Annotated in this window: 15 protein-coding genes; 11 read left to right on the top strand and 4 right to left on the bottom strand. The window is 74.6% G+C overall.

Annotated elements, in window-relative coordinates:
• Positions 1-282 precede the first annotated feature (282 nt).
• From ACIQ9P_RS07955 to ACIQ9P_RS07945, 3 genes are all read right to left on the bottom strand, one after another.
• On the bottom strand, positions 283-1,392 hold the full coding sequence (locus ACIQ9P_RS07955) for a hypothetical protein (RefSeq protein WP_402351443.1): 1,110 nt from the start codon (positions 1,390-1,392) through the stop codon (positions 283-285).
• Between the two features lie 895 nt (positions 1,393-2,287).
• A complete protein-coding gene (locus tag ACIQ9P_RS07950) occupies positions 2,288-3,748 on the bottom strand; it encodes a sensor histidine kinase (RefSeq protein WP_402351440.1) in 1,461 nt (486 codons plus the stop codon).
• On the bottom strand, positions 3,741-4,418 hold the full coding sequence (locus tag ACIQ9P_RS07945) for a response regulator transcription factor (RefSeq protein WP_402351437.1): 678 nt from the start codon (positions 4,416-4,418) through the stop codon (positions 3,741-3,743). Before ACIQ9P_RS07945 ends, ACIQ9P_RS07950 begins: the two co-directional genes overlap by 8 nt.
• Before the next feature lie 154 nt (positions 4,419-4,572).
• On the opposite strand from ACIQ9P_RS07945, the gene ACIQ9P_RS07940 reads away from it, so the two are divergent.
• The 4 genes from ACIQ9P_RS07940 to ACIQ9P_RS07925 all read left to right on the top strand — a co-directional run bounded on the left by ACIQ9P_RS07940 (position 4,573) and on the right by ACIQ9P_RS07925 (position 7,202).
• Positions 4,573-5,223, top strand: a complete 651-nt coding sequence (locus ACIQ9P_RS07940; protein WP_402351434.1) for a DedA family protein — start codon at positions 4,573-4,575, stop codon at positions 5,221-5,223.
• Complete coding sequence (locus tag ACIQ9P_RS07935; RefSeq protein WP_402351431.1) at positions 5,220-5,849, top strand: phosphatase PAP2 family protein; 630 nt, start codon at positions 5,220-5,222, stop codon at positions 5,847-5,849. Before ACIQ9P_RS07940 ends, ACIQ9P_RS07935 begins: the two co-directional genes overlap by 4 nt.
• Positions 5,846-6,508: a phosphatase PAP2 family protein gene (locus ACIQ9P_RS07930; RefSeq protein ID WP_402351429.1), complete on the top strand. Its 663-nt coding sequence runs from the start codon at positions 5,846-5,848 to the stop codon at positions 6,506-6,508. The genes ACIQ9P_RS07935 and ACIQ9P_RS07930 overlap by 4 nt, the downstream gene beginning before the upstream one ends.
• 127 nt (positions 6,509-6,635) lie before the next feature.
• Positions 6,636-7,202 carry a hypothetical protein gene (locus ACIQ9P_RS07925; RefSeq protein WP_402351426.1) on the top strand — a complete coding sequence of 189 codons (567 nt, stop codon included), beginning with the start codon at positions 6,636-6,638 and terminating at the stop codon, positions 7,200-7,202.
• A 91-nt stretch (positions 7,203-7,293) separates the two neighbouring features.
• On the opposite strand, the gene ACIQ9P_RS07920 is transcribed toward ACIQ9P_RS07925, so the two are convergent.
• Entirely contained in the window at positions 7,294-8,691 is a 1,398-nt protein-coding gene (locus ACIQ9P_RS07920) for a cytochrome P450 (RefSeq protein ID WP_402351424.1), read from the bottom strand.
• A 771-nt stretch (positions 8,692-9,462) separates the two neighbouring features.
• On the opposite strand from ACIQ9P_RS07920, the gene ACIQ9P_RS07915 reads away from it, so the two are divergent.
• From ACIQ9P_RS07915 to ACIQ9P_RS07885, 7 genes are all read left to right on the top strand, one after another.
• Positions 9,463-10,434, top strand: a complete 972-nt coding sequence (locus ACIQ9P_RS07915) for a polyprenyl synthetase family protein (protein WP_402351508.1) — start codon at positions 9,463-9,465, stop codon at positions 10,432-10,434.
• A gap of 220 nt (positions 10,435-10,654) precedes the next feature.
• Positions 10,655-11,374: a methyltransferase domain-containing protein gene (locus ACIQ9P_RS07910; protein WP_402351421.1), complete on the top strand. Its 720-nt coding sequence runs from the start codon at positions 10,655-10,657 to the stop codon at positions 11,372-11,374.
• Positions 11,371-12,318: a 1,4-dihydroxy-2-naphthoate polyprenyltransferase gene (locus ACIQ9P_RS07905; protein ID WP_402351418.1), complete on the top strand. Its 948-nt coding sequence runs from the start codon at positions 11,371-11,373 to the stop codon at positions 12,316-12,318. Before ACIQ9P_RS07910 ends, ACIQ9P_RS07905 begins: the two co-directional genes overlap by 4 nt.
• Positions 12,315-13,967 carry a flavin-containing monooxygenase gene (locus ACIQ9P_RS07900; RefSeq protein WP_402351415.1) on the top strand — a complete coding sequence of 551 codons (1,653 nt, stop codon included), beginning with the start codon at positions 12,315-12,317 and terminating at the stop codon, positions 13,965-13,967. The genes ACIQ9P_RS07905 and ACIQ9P_RS07900 overlap by 4 nt, the downstream gene beginning before the upstream one ends.
• A complete protein-coding gene (locus tag ACIQ9P_RS07895) occupies positions 13,954-14,415 on the top strand; it encodes a DUF2834 domain-containing protein (protein ID WP_402351412.1) in 462 nt (153 codons plus the stop codon). Before ACIQ9P_RS07900 ends, ACIQ9P_RS07895 begins: the two co-directional genes overlap by 14 nt.
• Positions 14,412-16,292 (top strand): squalene--hopene cyclase, encoded by a 1,881-nt coding sequence (shc, locus tag ACIQ9P_RS07890; RefSeq protein WP_402351410.1) that lies wholly within the window; start codon positions 14,412-14,414, stop codon positions 16,290-16,292. Before ACIQ9P_RS07895 ends, shc begins: the two co-directional genes overlap by 4 nt.
• Positions 16,289-17,722, top strand: a complete 1,434-nt coding sequence (locus ACIQ9P_RS07885; RefSeq protein WP_402351407.1) for an FAD-dependent oxidoreductase — start codon at positions 16,289-16,291, stop codon at positions 17,720-17,722. Before shc ends, ACIQ9P_RS07885 begins: the two co-directional genes overlap by 4 nt.
• Positions 17,723-17,799: the final 77 nt, after the last annotated feature.

Genomic DNA, 17,799 nt, shown 5'->3' with positions numbered 1-17,799 from the left:
TGACCGGCCCGCGCGGCGGAGCCGTGCCCGGGCCGTCCGCCCGCCACCCCCCGGCCCACCTGCCGGAACCCTGCCCGGGCCGTCCGCCCGCCACCCCACCGACCCGCGCGGCGGAGCCGGGGGGGGCCCGGGGGGGCCCCCCCCGGGCCCCCCCCCCCCCCCCCCGGCCCCCCCCCCCCGGGCCGCCCCCCCCCCCCCCCCCCCCCCCCGCGCGCGGGCCCCCCCCCGCCCCCCGGGGGGGCCCCCCCCCGGCCGGCCGGGGGCCCCCCCCACCGCCCGGCGCTACGAGTAGTCGGCGAGATCGATCCCGCTGTCCACGCCCGATCCGTCGATCGAGAACTTGCCGGTGTTGCCGTACCGGTCCCAGGCGGTGATCACCGGGCTGTAGTACACCCGCCAGGTGTTGATCGGCCCGTTGGGGATGTGCCAGCCGTTGCCGCCGGTGGTGGCGTGCACCCAGGTGAAGCACAGGTACTGGTCGGGGTAGGGCCGGTCGTAGACCCGGGCGTAGTCCCACCACTTGTTGCCGTCGGGGAAGTTGACGATCAGGCCGCCGTACCCGCCGTCCCCGTCGTACGAGCTGCCGTGCGGCTCCTGGTACCAGACGTAGGAGCCGTAGAGGTTCTTGTGGTGGCTGTCGGGCTTGATGTCGCAGGCGAAGAAGCCCTCGTAGCCGGAGTCGGTCCAGTAGCCCGACACCGAGAAGGTGACGAAATAGTTGTCCGTGGAGTCCAGCGAGAGGTAGTAGTTCCAGGCTTCGGTGGTCACGTACTTGGTGTCGTCCTGGTACCTGGTGGCCGTCCTGGAGTAGTCCCAGTTGACGCCCGAGCGCCGGTGGGTCAGGGCCACCAGCGGGTCGAGCGTGACCTTGCCCTCGAAGGAGCCCGATCCGGACTCGGTGGTGTACACCTTCCCGGTGTCCGTCTCGACCCAGGCCGAGATCGACTTCCGGTCCGCGCCCGGCCAGCAGGTGACGTAGAAGGTGAACTTCTGGGTGCCGTCGGCGGCGAGTCCGGCCTCCGCGGGGGCAGGCTCCGACGCCTCACCCGGCTCGGCCGCCGACGCCGACTCCACCCCGGCCTCCGACCCGGCCTCGGCCGAGGCGGCCGCGCCGCCGCCGCCGGGGACGTGGTGGAAGTACCGGTCCTCGCCGGCGGTGAAGCACCAGCCCTCGCGGCCCTGCCAGTTGAGCTTCTCACCGCTGACGTAGTCGACGAGGTTCACCCGGTTCGGCCAGGAGATGTCCCCGTAGTAGGTGCCGCCGTTCTCGTCGGTCGGTTTGACGCTGATGGTCACGGCGACCTGGTTCCGGCCGTTCGCGTAGATGTCGGCGGCCGGACCTCCGGTCTCCAGCATCAGCGAGAGCTTGGACACTCCTGCCCATTGGGTCATGCGTGGTCTCCTTCGCTTCTCCGTGCAACGGGTGCGCCGCCGGGACGTCCGGGGCGCGTCCTTCGGATCCCTGGCGCTCGCGGAGGAACTGCCGGTCGGCCTGCGCGGAGCCGCGCCAGCCGGTCCGGGTGCCGTCCGGATCGGTACGGCTGCGCGGATTTCCCCGCTCGCCCAAATCCGTTGTCGTGATGTCACTGCGGGTGTTCCGCGCCGGATCGGTCCAGGTGACGGTGCGATGCGTCGGAAGCCGGAACCGGTACGGCTGTTCGTCGAATTCATCGCGGATCCGGACGTTGTAAGGACCGGTGCGGGGGTCCACCCCACCAGACACCGAACTCCCGGAATTGGTCGCCTGCGTGAAGAACGAGGACACCGAAGGCATGCGCCACCCTCCCCTGATGTTCCGACGCCGATCCGCTCGAATCCTCTGCCCCGACCGCCTGCCCTCCGCGCCTGCCCGAAAGCGACCGACAACAGGCCGACAACAGGCCGACGGCCGACCGACAATGCGGCGGAACAAGGTGGCGGGGGTGCTGAACCGACCGAAAAGCGCCGGACCGATCCGGCGGCAGTGGCTCAATCCGTGAAGAGGCCCGTGGAAGGACCTGTGAAGTGACCCGTGAAAAGAGCTGTGAAGAGAACTGTTCCTGACGGACTGTTCCGAACACGCCGGGGCGACCGTTTCACTGTAACCCGGCCGCAGCCGATCGTGCCCCTCCCTGTGATAATTCCGCTCCGCCGAGCGGCGTGCCGGTGGCGTCGGGTAGCGCGGAGGGCGCGTCCGGGGCGCGCCGCACGCGCCGGTACCGCCCTTCGTCAGCGCCCCAGCGCCTCGGCCCCCAGTGCCTCAGCCCCCCAGCCTCTCAATGCCTCAGCCCCTCAATGCCTCAGCCCCTCAACGCCCCGACCCCTCGGCCCCGGCGGCGGTCGGGTGGGGACGGGCCGGGAGGCGGGTCCGGAAGACGCAGCCGGCCGGGGTGTCCTCGATCGCGAGGGTGCCGCCGTGGAGGGCGGCGATGTCGCGGGCGATCGACAGACCCAGGCCGGTGCCGCCTTCGTCGCGGCTGCGGGCGTCGTCGAGCCGGGTGAAGCGCTCGAACACCTTCTCCCGTTCGGCGGGCGGCACGCCCGGGCCGTCGTCGGCGACGTCGAGGACGGCCCGGCCGGTCGCCGGGTCCAGGGCGAGGCGCACCGTCACCCGGTGGCGGGCGTGGCGCTCGGCGTTGTCGAGGAGGTTGGTCAGCAGCCGTCCGAGCCACATCGGGTTCCCGGTCACCGCGACCCCGTCGGCGAGCTCCGTCACGACCTCCTTCCGCCCCGGGCCCCGGCCCTCCAGACAGGTGCGCACCAGCTCGGCGAGGTCGAGTTCCTCGGCCGGGCCGTTGTGCCCGGTGGTGTCGAGGCGGGCGAGCAGCAGCAGGTCGGCAGCGAGCGACTGGAGCCGATCGGTGTCCTGGAGGGCACCGGCCACCATGTCGGCGCGGACCACGGGGTCGGGATGGGTGTGCGCGACCTCCAGCTGGGTGCGGAGGACGGCGAGCGGGCTGCGCAGTTCGTGGGAGGCGTCGGCGATGAAGCGCCGCTGGCGGACCCCGGCGGCCTCCAGTCGGTCGAGCATGGCGTTCATGGTGTGGGCGAGGCGGGCGATCTCGTCCTCGCTGCCGGGTTCGGGCACCCGGCGGGCGAGGTCCCGGTCGCCGATCGCGGCGACCTCGGCGCGGATCGCCTCGACCGGGCGCAGCGCGCGGCCGGTGGCCCGCCAGGTCACCACGCCGACGGTGGCCACCAGGACGGCGCTGAGTCCGGCGAGCGCGGCGGTGGTGAGGTCCTCGGCGGTGTCGGCGGTGTGGAGGGAGGCGCCGACCCGGATGGTGACCGGGCCGTCCGGAGTGGCGGTGGTGAGGGTGGTGACCCGCTGGTGGTGCTCGTCGCCGAGGACGCCGAGGTCGAAGCTGTCGTGGCCGCCGTCGGCGAGGGCGGGACGGCCGGCGAGGTTCTGGCTGGCGGCGACCACGGCCCCGGACGTGTCGGTGACCTGGATGAAGTCGGCGCCGGGGTCGAGCGGGAGCACGTGCGGCAGGGGTCCCTCGGCGGCGGACCGGGCCACCGTCCGGGCCTGCTCGCGGGCGGCCGTCTCGACGGTGCGGTGCAGGTTGGCCCGCATCAGCAGCACCACGGCGGCGGAGGCGGCCAGGAGGACGACGGCGACGGCCACGCAGGCGGCGATCGTGGTGCGGGTGCGGACCGACCGGGGTGCCAGCCGCTCGGTCGCGGTGGCCAGGCGCGGCGAGCGCCGCAGCCGGTCGGCCCGGCGGCGCAGGGCCGCGGGGATCCCGGGGCGGGCGGGGTCAGCCACCGTCGGCCTCCAGCCGGTAGCCGACGCCGCGCACGGTCTGCACCGCCGCCCGTCCGAACGGCGCGTCGATCTTGCGCCGGAGGGCGCTGATGTGGACCTCGACCGTGTTGGGTCCGCTGTCGGGGCCGCTGTCCCAGACCTCTTCGAGGATCTCCCGCTTGGAGACCACCTCGCCCGCCCGGCGCGCGAGGTGGTCCAGGACGGCGAACTCGCGCGGGGTCAGCGCGACCGGTGTCCCGGCCCGGGCACAGGTGCGGGCCGCGGAGTCCACCACCAGGTCACCGAGCACGGTGCGCTGCGGGGCGCGGGAGCCGATGCGACGGGCGAGGGCCCTGAGCCGGGCGACCAGGACGACGAAGGAGAACGGCTTGGAGAGGTAGTCGTCGGCTCCGGTGTCCAGTGCCTCGGCCTCGTCCCATTCGCCGTCCTTGGCGGTGAGCATCAGGATTCCGGCGTCACTGCCGGCGGCCCGCAGCCGGGAGCAGACCCGGTAGCCGTTGAGGCCGGGCAGCATGATGTCGAGGATGATCACGTCGTAGGCGTGCTCGGTGGCGCGGGCCAGGCCGGACAGGCCGTCGTGGACGATGTCGACGGCGAAACCCTCGGCCTCCAGACCGTGCTTGACCGCCAGGGCGAGCCGCTGTTCGTCCTCCACCACCAGTACGCGCATGCTCCCCAGGGTCTCAGGTCGCCGCGACGGGGAGCTGAAGGCGTCTTCAGGTCTTCAGGATTCCTTCAGCGCCCTTCGGCCATGCTGATCATGTCAGTGGGAACGCGGCCCGCCTCCGGGCCCGGCCGGGTCCCCTTCTCGGAAAGGCGCTTCCATGGTGCTCCCCCCGGCGGCCGCGCTGGCCGTCAACCCCCTGGACGCGGGCTCGCTGCTGGCCGCGTTCGGCGCGCTGGGCATCGCCGTGATCATGTTCGCGGAGACCGGCCTGCTGGTCGGCTTCTTCCTGCCCGGTGACTCGCTGCTGTTCACGGCCGGCCTGCTGTGCACCACCAGCGAGCGCGGCGGCCCGCACCTCGACCTCGGCCAGGTCCTGGCGGCCGCGGTGGTCGGCGCCCTCGCCGGCGCCCAGGTCGGCTACCTGCTGGGCCGGCGCGGCGGACGCGCCCTGCTCAGCCGCTCCCGCAACAGACACCTGCACGAGGGCGCGGTGCGGGCCGAGGAGATCCTCACCCGCTACGGCCACCGCAAGGCCGTCGTCCTCGCCCGCTTCGTCCCCGTGGTGCGCACCGTGCTCAACCCGCTGGCCGGCGCGCTCGGCGTGGACGCGCGCACCTTCACCGTGTGGCAGGTCGTGGGCGGCCTGGTGTGGACGGTCGGCCTGGTCATGGCGGGCTACGCGCTGGGCTCCTCGATCCCGAACGTCGACCACTATCTGCTGCCGATCGTCGCCGTGGTGGTGGCGGTCTCGCTGCTGCCGCTGGTGCTGGAGGTCGTGCGCTCCCGCCGCCGGGGCAGGACCAGGTGAGCGGGACCGCGGGCGGGCCCGTGCGCGCGCTGGCCCTGGACGGCCGCCCGGTCGACGGCGGTCTGTACCTGCGGATGGAGCACTGGGCCCAACAGCTCCCGGCGCCGCTGCAGCACCTCGTCACCGTCTGGTCCGTCGTCGGGCTGCTGCTGCTCGCCGCCCTGATGCTGCTCGGCTGGTGGCGCTCGCGCCGCGCCGACGGCGTGCTGATGGCCCGTGCGCTGGCCGTGCCCCTGGTGGTCACGCTCGCGTTCGCCACCGACACCCTGCTCAAGTCGGTACTGCGCGAGCCCCGGCCCTGCCAGGTCCTCGACGCCGGCCGGACCCTGGAAGCCTGCCCCGGCACCGGCGACTGGTCGCTGCCCAGCAACCACACCGTGATCGTCTTCGCCGGCGCCGCCGCCCTGTGGCACGTCGACCGCCGCCTCGGCGCGCTCGGGCTGCTGCTGGCCGCCGCGATGGGCCTGACCCGGGTGCTGGTCGGCGTCCACTACCCGCACGACGTACTGCTCGGAGCCGCGGTCGGCACCGCCGCGGGCCACGTGCTCGGCCTGCTGTCCGGCCGGGCCGCACCCCTGGTCGACCGGGCCCGCACGGGCGGACTGCGGAGGTGGCTGACCGCATGACCGCCCGCACCTCGACGGCGGTCGGCGCCGTCCTCGCCCTCTGCGCGGCGGCGTTCGCGACCGTCGCGGCCCTGGTCGCCGCCCATGGCTGGGCGCCGTACGGATTCGAGCGCGGCGCGCTCGACTGGGCCGTGGCCCACCGGCCGGCCCCGGTCGAGCGCGCCGCCGAGCTCCTCACCGACCTGGGGACCGGGGTCTTCTCCTACCTGTTCGCGCTGGCCGCCGGCGTCGTCACCGTGCGGGCGACCGGCCCGCACCGGTCGCGGCCGGTCGCCGCCGCCGTGCTGCTCGCCCCCACGGTCTGGCTGGCCCTGGGGCAGCTGCTGCGCCAGGGCCTGATGCACGGCTTCGGCCGGCCCCGCCCGCCGGTCGTCGACTGGGCGTTCACCGCCCACGGCTTCGCCTTCCCGTCCGGTCACGCCTTCACCGCCGCCCTCTCCGCGGGCCTGCTCGCCCTCGCCGTCGTCCGGGCGCGTCCGGGGGCGGCCCGCCCCGCCGTCGCGGCCGCCGCCGTGTTCGCCGTGCTGATCGGCTGCACCCGGGTCTACCTCGGTGTGCACTGGCCGCTGGACGTGCTGGCGGGCTGGCTGCTGGCCGCCGCCTGGCTGGCGCTGGGTGTCCTGCTGTTCCGGAAACAGCTCGGCAGACTCCGGGGCTGAGGCGCCCCCGGCGGGGCGTGCCCGGTTTCGAGCTCCCTCGAAGGGCTTTGCCCGGACAGTACGGGCACGGTGAGACTCGTCGCGGCAACAAGCCACCTGGAGAAGTGACTTGAGGAGAGTGACCGACATGAGGATCGCACCTTCCCTGGTTCCCCGTACCGGTGTCGCACTGGGGGCCGTACTGATGGCTGCCGGGCTGCTGGGCGGAACCGCCGCCCAGGCCGCCGACGGCGCCCCCGCGGCGGGCGCACCCGCCGCCGCGGCACCGGCCACCGCCGCGGCACCGGCCTCCGACGCGAACCAGACCGTCGTCCAGGGCGGCAGCGTCCTCAACCGGGGCCAGAACTGGTCCTCCCCCGACGGCAGCACGGTGCTGTACCAGCAGTACGACGGCCACGTGGTGCTGTACAAGAACAACGTCGCCATCTGGACAGCGGTCGGCACCCACGGCATCGGCACCTACTTCCAGATGCAGTACGACGGCAACCTCGTCGCCTACGACGCCGCCTGGCGCGCGGTCTGGAACAGCCGCACCATGAACTACCCCGGCGCCTACCTCGCCGTCCAGAACAGCGGGAACATCGTCGTCTACTACGGCAGCACCCCGGTCTGGTGGTCCAACTACCGGCCCGGCGGCGGCCCGGTCGACCCCGATCCCGAGTGCACTCCCACCACCCACCAGCTCTGCCCGTAGCGACTTCCCCGCCACCGGCGACCGCCGGGGCCGCTCCCATCGGACGCGGCCCCGGCGGTCGCCGTTCGCGCGTGCCTCCACCTCCGCCCCCTCACCCTCGGGCGGCGACGCGCGCGTGCCGCCGGGCCGTCAGGGTGGCGGTCATCGGGCCCGGGTTGAGGGTGAGTTGGGGCAGCCTCGGTGTGCTGAGCGTCTGCCGGTGCAGGTCGATCCGCCAGTGGCTGAGCAGCGAGGACAGCATCAGGACACCCTCGACCAGCGAGAACTCGTCACCGATGCACTTGCGGGCGCCACCGCCGAACACGGTGACGGGCACCTGCGGCCGGCCCCCGTGCGCGTCCCAGCGGTCGGGGTCGAAGCGCTCCGGGTCGGGATAGAGGTCGGGCAGGTGGCTGATCAGATAGGGGCTGTAGGCGATCACCGTGCCGCGCGCGATCGCGTAGGGGCCGAGTTCGGTGTCCTCCTCGGTCTGCCGGGTGAGGAACCACCCCGGCGGGTACATCCGCAGCGCCTCGGTGAGCACCTGCCGGGTGTAGGTGAGCCGGGGCAGGTCGTCCCAGGCGGCGGTACGACCGCCCAGCACCGCGCCGGCCTCGGCGGTGAGCCTGCTCAGGACGGCGGGGTGGGTGGTGGCCAGGAACAGCGCCCAGTTCACGGCGCCGGCGGTGGTCTCGGTGCCGGCGGAGTACATGGTCACGGCCTGGTCGACCAGTTCCTCGTCGCTCAGCGCGGGCAGGTCGCTGTCGGGGTCGCGGGAGGCGATGAGCATCGAGAGCAGGTTGTCCTCCGCCGCTCCGCCGTCCGCCGCTCCCCCGTCCGCCGCCGCGGCGACCCGTCGGCGGAGGTCGGCGGTGAGGTCGGCCATGGAGCTGCGCACCCGTTTGGTGGCCCGGTCGTAGCGGACGTTGCCGGGGGTGGGGACCGTGCGCAGCCGCTTGGGCAGGAGGGTGTGCCGGGTGAAGCCGGCCAGCAGGGTGTCGAAGTCGGCGGCCAGGCGGCCGTGCAGGCCCGGGTCCAGGCTGGTGCCGAACACCGCGGAGAGGACGACGTCGGCCGTGATGGTGCGGGACTCGACGGCGAGGTCGAGGGTCTGGCCGTGGTGCCAGCGGCGGAGCGCGAGGTCCAGGCGCTCCGTCATGATGCGGGCATAGCCGGGGAACCGGGACTGGTGGAACGCCGGTTGCATCAGGCGGCGTTGGCGCCGGTGCTCGGCGGCCGGGCAGGAGGCGAGCCCCTGGCCGCCCGCCTCGCGCAGCCGCTCGAACATCGGCCCGCCCTTGTCGAAGACCCGGTCGCGCACCAGCACGGCGCGGGTCAGCTCGGGGTCGCAGACGACGACCAGGGGCTTGCCGAGGAAGCGGATCTCCACCAGCGGGCCGTGCGGGGGCAGCCCGCGCAGGAACGCCAGCGGCGCGCGCAGGAACGCCGCCAGATGGCCGACGACGGGCAGGGCGCCGGGGGCCGACGGGACGACAGCGGTGCCGGTCATGGGACGGACTCCCTTGCTGGGCGGGACTGTTGGAGGGCGGCGCCGGGCCGATCGCCGTCCATCGGCGCCGCGGCGGACCTCCTGGCGGATCGCGCGGAGGGCACCGGGTGACAGCGGCGGCGTGGAACCGGCAGTGCGAAGGAGACGGTGCGAGGACGGCGACGCGGGGACGGCGGTGCGAGGAGCACGGTGCGGACGGCGCGGTGCGAACGACGCGGTGCGGGGGCGGTGTTCGCGCGGGCGGCGGAGTGCCGGGCGAACGGTCGCACCGACGGGCGGAGGCCGGCACGGGCTCCGGTAGGGCGGCACGCCGGGGCGGCCGCCGGAGCCGACGGCCCTCACTCTAGGCAACGAGTTCCGGAACGTCCATGCCCGGGTTGAAGATCCTTGGCACCGGCGGGACCGACTCCGAGCACTGTCAATGTGATCTGCGTCACTCCGAAACTCGTGGAACCGGCACGGAGAGTAACGGCTGAACGGGTGCTACCTGCCCGAACATCCCGGCCGCGGAACGCGCTGCGTGAAAGCGGAGCCGGAATTTCCGCATCCTTGCCCCCCTCCGCCAGGGATTAATCCACGCCCCCTGGTGCGACCGGCGAAAGGCTGCTTAGCCTGTTCGAGACCTCCGGAGCGAGGTCACGGGGGAAGGAATTCATGATGACGACATCGATTCCTGCTGGGCGCGCGTCCGCGCCCGGCGAAGAATCCGCACTCGTTCAGGAATGGCTCCGGAAAGACCTCGTACGGGTCCGGGAGGCACTCCAGTCCTTGGTGGCCCAGCCGCACTCCCGGATCGAGGAGCCCATCGCCTACGCGGTGGAGCACTCCGGACGCCTGCTGCGGCCCACGCTCGTTCTGCTGTCCTCGTACCTGCTCGCCGAAGAACCCGGCCGGCGCACGCACCGGCGGGTCATCGAAGGCGCCGCGGTCGTCGAGACCCTGCACATCGCGACCCTCCATCACGACGACGTGATCGACAAGGCGCAGGTCAGGCGAGGAAGGCCCAGCGTCAACGCCAAGTACGGCACCGCGACCGCCCTGCTGACCGGGGACTACCTGCTGGCCCGCTGCATGCAGGGCGCGGCGGCGCTCGGGCGCTCCCACCTGCTCGCGATGGCCCAGACCCTGGCCGACATGTGCGTCGGCCAGATGCTGGAGTCCAGCCGTCTCCACGACCCGCGGCGAACCGAGCCGGAGTACTACGCCGCCGTTTCCGGGAAAACCGCCCGCCTGTTGCGGACGGCCGCCTCGATGGGAGTTCTCGGCGGAAAGGCAGAAAAGGGCGCACAAGCGGCACTCGAACGCTTCGGGCACGATCTGGGAATGGCATTCCAGATCTGGGACGACATTCTCGACATCTGCAGTACGGAAACCGGCAAGGAGCCGGCGAAGGACATCCTGAACGGTGTCTACACGTTGCCGGTGATCTACGCCGTCCAGGACTCGGCGGACGTGCTGGTGCCGCTACTGAGCGCGCAACCGCTGTCCGCCGACGGGTGCCGGGCCGTGGTCGAGGCCGTCCGGGCCTCGGGAGCGATCACCCGGGCGGCGGAGGTGGCGCAGCGTTACACGGCGAACGCCCTCCTCGCGGTCGAGTCGCACCCGGCCACCGCCGCGCACGCCCCGATCGTCCGGCGGTGCCTGCGGGACCTGGTCGACACCTTCGCGTCCCGCCATCCCGCCCTCCGGGCGCTGCGCGACGCCACCGGTCCCGGGTCCGAGGGCCGTTCGCCGGCCGCGTGACCGGCCCGCACCCCGGAACCGTCCCGGGCCGCCGGGTCACCACCTGACCGGCCCGCGCGGCGGAGCCGTGCCCGGGCCGTCCGCCCGCCACCCACCGGCCCACCTGCCGGAACCCTGCCCGGGCCGTCCGCCCGCCACCCCACCGACCCGCGCGGCGGAGCCGGGGCCGCGCCGTGCGCGCCGCCGCGGCCCGGACCGCTGCCCGTCCAGAAGGAGCGTCGTGCCAGCAGTACGCAGCGACTTCATCACCGACTACGACCCACTCGCCGACGCGTGGTGGGACCCCAGGGGCCCGCTCGCGCCGCTGGGCTGGATCGCCCGCGCCCGGGCCGGTTTCGTCCCGGCCGTGCCCGCCGACCGCCACGGTTCGGCCCGGCTGCTGGACATCGCCTGCGGGGGCGGGCTGTTCGCCCCGCACCTGGCCGGCCGGGGTTACCGGGTGGTCGGCGTCGACCTGTCGTTCCAGTCCCTCCGGCAGGCCCGCGCCCACGGCTACGACGCCACCGCCCGGGCCGACATGTCCCGGCTCCCGTTCGCGGACGAGTCCTTCGACGTGGTCACGGCCGGGCAGTGCCTGGAACACGTCCCGGACCCGTACTCCGTGGTCGCGGAGGCGTGCCGGGTACTGCGCCCCGGGGGAACCCTGATCGCGGACACCATCGCCGACACCGGGGCGGCCCGGCTGGCGGCCATCACCCTCGCCGAGAACCTGCCGCTGCCGGGCCGCCCGACCCCCGGCACCCACGACCACCGGCTCTTCGTCAACCGCGAACGGCTGCTCGCCACCGCCCGGGACCACGGTGTGGAGCTGCGGCTCCACGGTCTGCGCCCGCACCTGCGGGACGGCCTGCGCTACCTGGCCGGGCGCCGCGAGGACGTCCGGATGGTCCGCACCCGGTCCACCGGCGTGCTGTTCCTCGCGGTGGGGAGGAAACGGTGACCGCGCCCTCCTCCGGTTCCGCCGCCCCCGCCCCCGTACCCGCCGCCCCGGCGCCGGTCGGCCGGCCGCGGCCCGCCGGCGGCGCCGTGCGCGCGTGGGTGGTCGGCGCCCGGCTGAAGACCCTCCCGGTCACCCTGGCGCCGATCGCGGTCGGCACCGCCGTCGCCGTCCCGCGCGGTCTGCCCGACGGCGGGCGCACCGCGCTGACCCTGGTGTTCGCCCTGGGCTTCGTGCTCGGCACCAACTTCCTGAACGACTACAGCGACGGCATCCGGGGCACCGACGACCACCGGCTCGGCCCCGCCCGGCTGGTCGGCTCCGGCCGGGCCTCGCCCCGGCGGGTCCTGCGGCACGGACTGGCGCTCTACGGCGTCGCCGTCGCGGCCGCCGTCGTCATGGCGGTGACGGTCAGCTGGTGGCTGCTCGGCCTCGCCGCCGTGTGCGCGCTCGGCGGCTGGTTCTACACCGGCGGCTCCCGGCCGTACGGCTACCGCTCCCTGGGCGACGTGAGCATCTTCGTCTACCACGGTGTGATCGCGGTCTGCGCCACCGCCTTCATCCAGCTCGGCCGGCTCCCGCTGCTGGCGCTCCCGGCGGGCGTGCCGATGGGCCTGCTGGCCTGCGCGCTGCTGACGACCAACAACCTGCGCGACATCCCGACCGACACCGCGTCCGGCAAGATCACCGTCGCCGTCCGGCTCGGCGAGCGGCGCACCCGGATCTACTACGCGCTCCTGCTGGCCTCGGCCTTCGGCTCGGCGGCGGCACTGGCGGCCGCCCGCCCCTGGGCGCTGCTGGTGCTCGGCGCGGCGCCGGTGGCGGTCCGGCCGCTGCGCCGGGTGCTGGGCGGGGCGCGGGGCCGTGACCTGATCCCCGCGCTGGAGCACACCTGCTGGCTGCTGCTCGTGTTCGGCGCGCTGCTGACGACGGGACTGGTCCTGTGAGCGCCGCAGCGGCGGGGCCGCGCCCCGGGGCGGCCGGGTACGAGGTGCTGGTGATCGGGGCCGGCTTCTCCGGGATCGGCACCGCCGTCGGGCTGCTGCGCGCCGGGATCGACGACTTCCTGGTGCTGGACGAGCAGGACGGCGTCGGGGGCTCGTGGCACGCCAACCGCTATCCCGGCGTCGCCGTCGACATCAGCGCCTTCTCCTACTCCTTCGCCTTCGAGCCGCACCCGGGCTGGTCCCGGGCCTTCCCGCCGGGCGAGGAGCTCCGCGCCTACGCCGAGCACTGCGTGGACCGGTTCGGCCTGCGCTCCCGGCTGCGGCTCGGCTCCCGGGTGGTGCGGGCCGGCTACGACGAGGACGCGCACCTGTGGGAGGTGGCGCTGGCCGACGGCACCGTACTGACGGCCCGGTTCGTGGTCTGCGCGACCGGCTGGCTGACCCGGCCGAAGACACCGGACCTGGCGGGTCTCGACCGTTTCGAGGGCCCGGTGGTGCACACCGCGCGCTGGGACGCCTCGGTGACCCTGCGCGGCCGGCGGGTCGCGGTGGTCGGTACCGGTGCCTCGTCGGTCCAGCTCGTCCCCGAGATCGCCCCGCTGGTGGAGCGGCTCGACGTCTACCAGCGCACGCCCACCTGGGTGTTCCCCAAGCCGGACCTGCCCGTCCCGGCGGCGGTGCGCGGGGTGTTCGCCCGGGCGCCGTGGACCCAGCGGGCCGTCCGGCTCGCCACCGACTCGGCCACCGAGCTGTCGTTCGTCATCGCCATGGTCCACTACCGGCGGTTCCCGTTCCTGGTCCGGGCCGGAGAGGCGGCCTCCCGGCTCTATCTCCGCCAGCAGGTCGGCGGCGACCGTGAGTTGACGAAGGCGCTGACGCCGTCCTACCGGCTCGGCTGCAAGCGGCCGTCGTTCGGCAAGGGCTACTGGCGGGCCTTCACCCGGGACAACGTCCGGCTGGTCACCGACCCGATCGAGCGGATCACCGCGGGCGGCGTCGTGACGGCCGACGGCACCGAGCGGCCGGCGGACGTCCTGGTCCTCGCGACCGGGTTCCACGTCCTCGACAACCTGCCGCCGTTCCCGCTGTCCGGCCAGGGTGGCCGGGACCTCGGGGAGTTCTGGGCGGAGGAGCGCTTCCAGACCTACGAGGGCAGCTCGGTCAAGGGCTTCCCGAACCTCTGGTTCATCGTCGGCCCGTACTCGTTCACCGGGGGCTCCTGGTTCGGCATGATCGACTACCAGGTCACCCACCTGCTGCGGGTGATCCGCGAGGCCCGCCGCCGGGGCGCGACCCAGGCGGCGGTGCGGCCGGAGCGGCACGACGCCTCCTTCGCCGAGGTACTGCGCCGGCAGCGCGGCACCGTCTTCGCGGACTCCAGCTGCCGCGGGACGAACAGCTACTACTTCGACCGCCACGGCGACGCGCCGGCGGTCCGGCCCGCCTCCACCTACGAGGCGGCGTGGCGGGCGCGCGGCTTCGACCTCGACGACTACCGGTACGAGCGGGTCCGCGGCGGCGACGGCCCGACGGCCCCGGGCGGCGCCGCACCGGTCGCCGCCGCACCGGGCCCGATCGCCCCTGACCCCGTCACCGCCCCCGTCACCGCCCCCGCGCACCCGGAAGGAGCTCCGCATGCGACCGCCTGAGCCCCCCGACCCGAGCGCACCCGGCGGGCGGGACCGCGCGCTGCGCCTGATGTACGCGCTGTGCGGCGGCGCCGGCTTCCTGGTGATGGCGACGATGGCCGTCACCTTCGTCGTGCGCAACGCCGACGCGGGCCCCTGGGGCGTGATGCGCACCTTCCTGCGCGACGCCACCGGGAACCTCGCCTCCGACTTCGTCTACGCCGACCTGGCGCTGACCTGGGCCGCGCTCGGGGCCTTCATGGTGGTCGAGGCGCGACGGTGGGGGATCCGCCACGTCTGGGCCTACATCGTGGGCGCGCCGGCGCTCGCGCTGGTCGTGAGCTTCTCCGTCTTCATGTACGTCCGCCAGTCCCGGATCGCCGCCGCGCGCGTCGCCTCCCCTGGCACCGCTCCCCGCCGCACCGCCCCCACCCACCCCGTCCCCGCCTCGAAAGGCCCGCAGCGATGACGACCACCGACGCCCCGGGCATCCCCGGCACCGTCGAGCACGCCCTGGCCCGGGCCGCCGACGCGCTCCGCCACCGCCAGGACGCCGACGGCTTCTGGAAGGGCGACTTCGAGACCAGCCTCATCGGCGAGGCCGGCGAGGTCCTCCTGCGCCACTACCTGCGCCTGCCCGACGACGGCACCACGGCCGACGACGCCCGGACCATCCTCGCCGAGCAGAGCCCCACCGGCGGCTGGGCCGCCTACCACCAGGGCCCGGACGAGCTGCTGCTCTCGGTCTTCTGCTACGTCGCCCTGCGCCTGGCCGGCCACCACCCCGACGAGGCGCCGATGCGCGCGGCCGCCGCCTCGATCCGGGCCGGCGGCGGCATCGAGGCCGTCGACAACCTCCTGATGCTCGCCTGGCTGGCCGTGATCGGGCTCTGGCCGTGGAGCGACATCCCGCTCGTCCCGCCGGAGATCGTGCTGCTGCCCAGCTCGTTCCCGGGGAACATCTACCACTTCGGGGCCGCCGCCCGCGGCATCGTGGTCGCCAACAGCCTCTTCATGGCGACCCGCCCCGTCGTCCCGGCCGGATTCGACCTCCGCGAGCTGTTCCGCCGGCCGGACGCCCGCCCGCGACGGCCCCTGCCCGTCCGCTGCGCGACCGCCCTCAGCCACTGGTACGCCCGCCGGCCGGTCCGCGCCCTGCGCCGCCGCGCGATCGACAGGGCCTCCCGCTGGCTCGTCGACACCCAGGAGACCGACGGCAGTTGGGGCGGCAACTGGCCGCAGACCGCGAACGTCCTGATGGGCCTGGACGCGGCGGGCCTGGGCCGCGACCACCCGAGCGTCGTCGCCGCCCTGTCCGCGCTCGACCGGTACGTCGTCCGGCGCGACGGGCAGCGCCGGATCGAGATGTGGACCTCCGTCGTCATGGACACCGCCCTCGCCCTGTCCGCGAGCGCCGCGGCCGGCGGACCCGGGGACGGGGCGGCGGCCGAACCGGCCGTCCGCTGGCTGCTCGACAACCAGGTCACCGAACTCGGCGACTGGGCGGTGCTGACCAAGGACCCCGTCCCTGGCGGCTGGCCCTACGAATTCACCAACAACGCCAACCCCGACGCCGACGACACCGCGTTCGCCGTCGTGGCCCTGCGCCGGGTGCGGCCGCGCGGCGAGGACCCGGCCGTCGACGGCGCGTGCCGGCGCGCCCACCGCTGGCTGCTGTCCCAGCAGTGCGAGGACGGCGGCTGGGCCGCCTTCGAGCCGCTGCGCTGGCGGCTGCCCGGCCGCGACCGGCTCGCGGAGATCGGCTTCCTGGAGGCCCCGTCCGCCGACGTCACCGGCCACGTCCTGGAGGCCCTCGCCGCCGACGGCCACGCGGACGGCCACGCCGCCCGCCGCGGCGTCGAGTGGCTGCGCCGGCAACAGCGCCCGGACGGCTCCTGGCCCGGCTGGTGGGCCTGCTACCACCTGCACGGCACCAGCGCCGCCGTCACCGGCATGGCGGCCTGCGGGGTCCCGGCCGACGACCCGGCCCTGCGGCGCGCCTGCGAGTGGCTCCTCGCCCACCAGCGGCCCGACGGCGGCTGGGGCGAGTCCGTCCGCGCGCTGCACGACCCCGAGTGGATCGGACGGGGCGACAGCACCCCTTCCCAGACGGCCTGGGCGCTGCTGGCGCTCATCGCCGCCGGACGGGCCGACAGCGCGCCGGTGCGGGCCGGTCTGGACCACCTGGTCCGCACCCAGCAGGCCGACGGCGACTGGGCCGAACCCTGGCACACCTGGGTGGTGCACCACGACGGCCTGTACTGGCGCGACAGCCTGCTGCGGCTGATCTACCCCGTGCTGGCCATGGCCGCGCACCGGGCCGCGCTCGAAGGAGGAGCGGCATGAGGGCGGACCCGGACACCGGCGACGGCGTCACCGTGGTCGGCGGCGGCCTCGCCGGCATGACGGCGGCCTGGACCCTGCGCGGGCTCGGCCTCCCCGTCCGGCTGCTCGAAGCCTCGGCCGAACTCGGCGGCATGGCCGGCTCCCGGGTCATCGACGGCCGGACCGAGGACCACGGCGTCCACATCTTCCCGGCCTGGTACCGCAACACCCTGCGCCTGGTCGGGGAACTCGGCCTCGCCGAGAACCTGCGCACCACCCGCAAGTTCCACCAGCTGCTCCCGGGAACGGAGTTCCGCACCGCCGACACCCCGGCCGCCGACCGGCTGCTGTTCCTCTGCGGCGTGCTCGACCTGCTCGCCCAGGACTACCGGGCGCGTGACGAGTCCCTCCACGACTTCCTGCGCGGGCTCCGCTACCTCTCCCCCGCGGCGGTCGCCGACATCGAGCACCTCTTCGTCGCCTCCAGCGCCGCCGAGAGCACCGCCGTCTCGGCGGCCGGCTTCCGCGGCAGCGTCGCCGCCTTCGTCCGCCACCCCGGACGGGTGCGAATGCCGCGCGGCGACCTCCAGCACTGGTTCGTCGACCCCTTCCGGCAGCGGCTGGAACGCGCGGGCGTCGAGGTGCTGACCGGCCGTGAGCTCACGGCGGTGACCACGGACGAGCACGGGGTGCGCGGCCTCACCCTGCGCGACCCGGCCGGCGCCGACACCGAGGAGGCGGTGACCGGGCAGCTGGTCCTCGCGATCCCGCACGGCCGCCTGGCCGCCCTCGGCCCCGGGATCACCGGGGCGCTGCGCCCGGCGCACGGCATCCTGGAACTCACCTCCCGTCCGCTGGGCGCCCTCCACCTGTACCTGCGCCGCCGCCTGCCGGGACTGCCCGACGAGCACATCCGCCTGGTCGGCTCGCCGCACGCGATCACCCTGATCGACGTCGGACAGACCTGGCCCGGCCACCGCGACAGCCTGCTCAACTGCGTCGTCGGCCGGGTGGCCGCGCTCCGGCACCTCGCCGAGGACGAGGCCGTCAAGGTCCTGGTGGAGGAGCTGATGACCTACCTCCCCGGCCTCACCTGGGCGGACATCGAGCACGCCTGCTACCAGCCGCACTCCTCGGCGCCCTTCCACGCGCCCGGGCCCGGCTCGGCCCGCCACCGGCCGCAGCCCTTCACCGCGTTCGCCGACGTCCACGTGGCCGGGGACTTCTGTGCCGCGCCGCCGGGTGTGGCCGGCATGGAGGCGGCGGTCCGCTCGGGCCTGGCGGCGGCGGAGTCGGTCCGCCGCAGGACCCGGCCCGACCTGCCGGCGGTACGCGTCGACACCATCGGCGACGTCCCGCCGCGGGTCGCCCGGTTGCTGCGGGCGGCGCTCGGCCCGGCCGTCGCCGCCGTCCGGAACCGGCCCCGCGGGAACGGGCCCGTCCGGACGTAGGCGCCGGTCCCGCCCGGTGGACCCACGCACCACCGGGCGGGACCGGCGGACGGCACACGGCGCGCGCACGCGCCCCG

It is taken from the genome of Kitasatospora sp. NPDC094019 (assembly GCF_044764505.1).
In the GTDB taxonomy this organism is placed as follows: domain Bacteria; phylum Actinomycetota; class Actinomycetes; order Streptomycetales; family Streptomycetaceae; genus Kitasatospora.
This window is presented reverse-complemented; position numbering and strand designations above follow the sequence as displayed.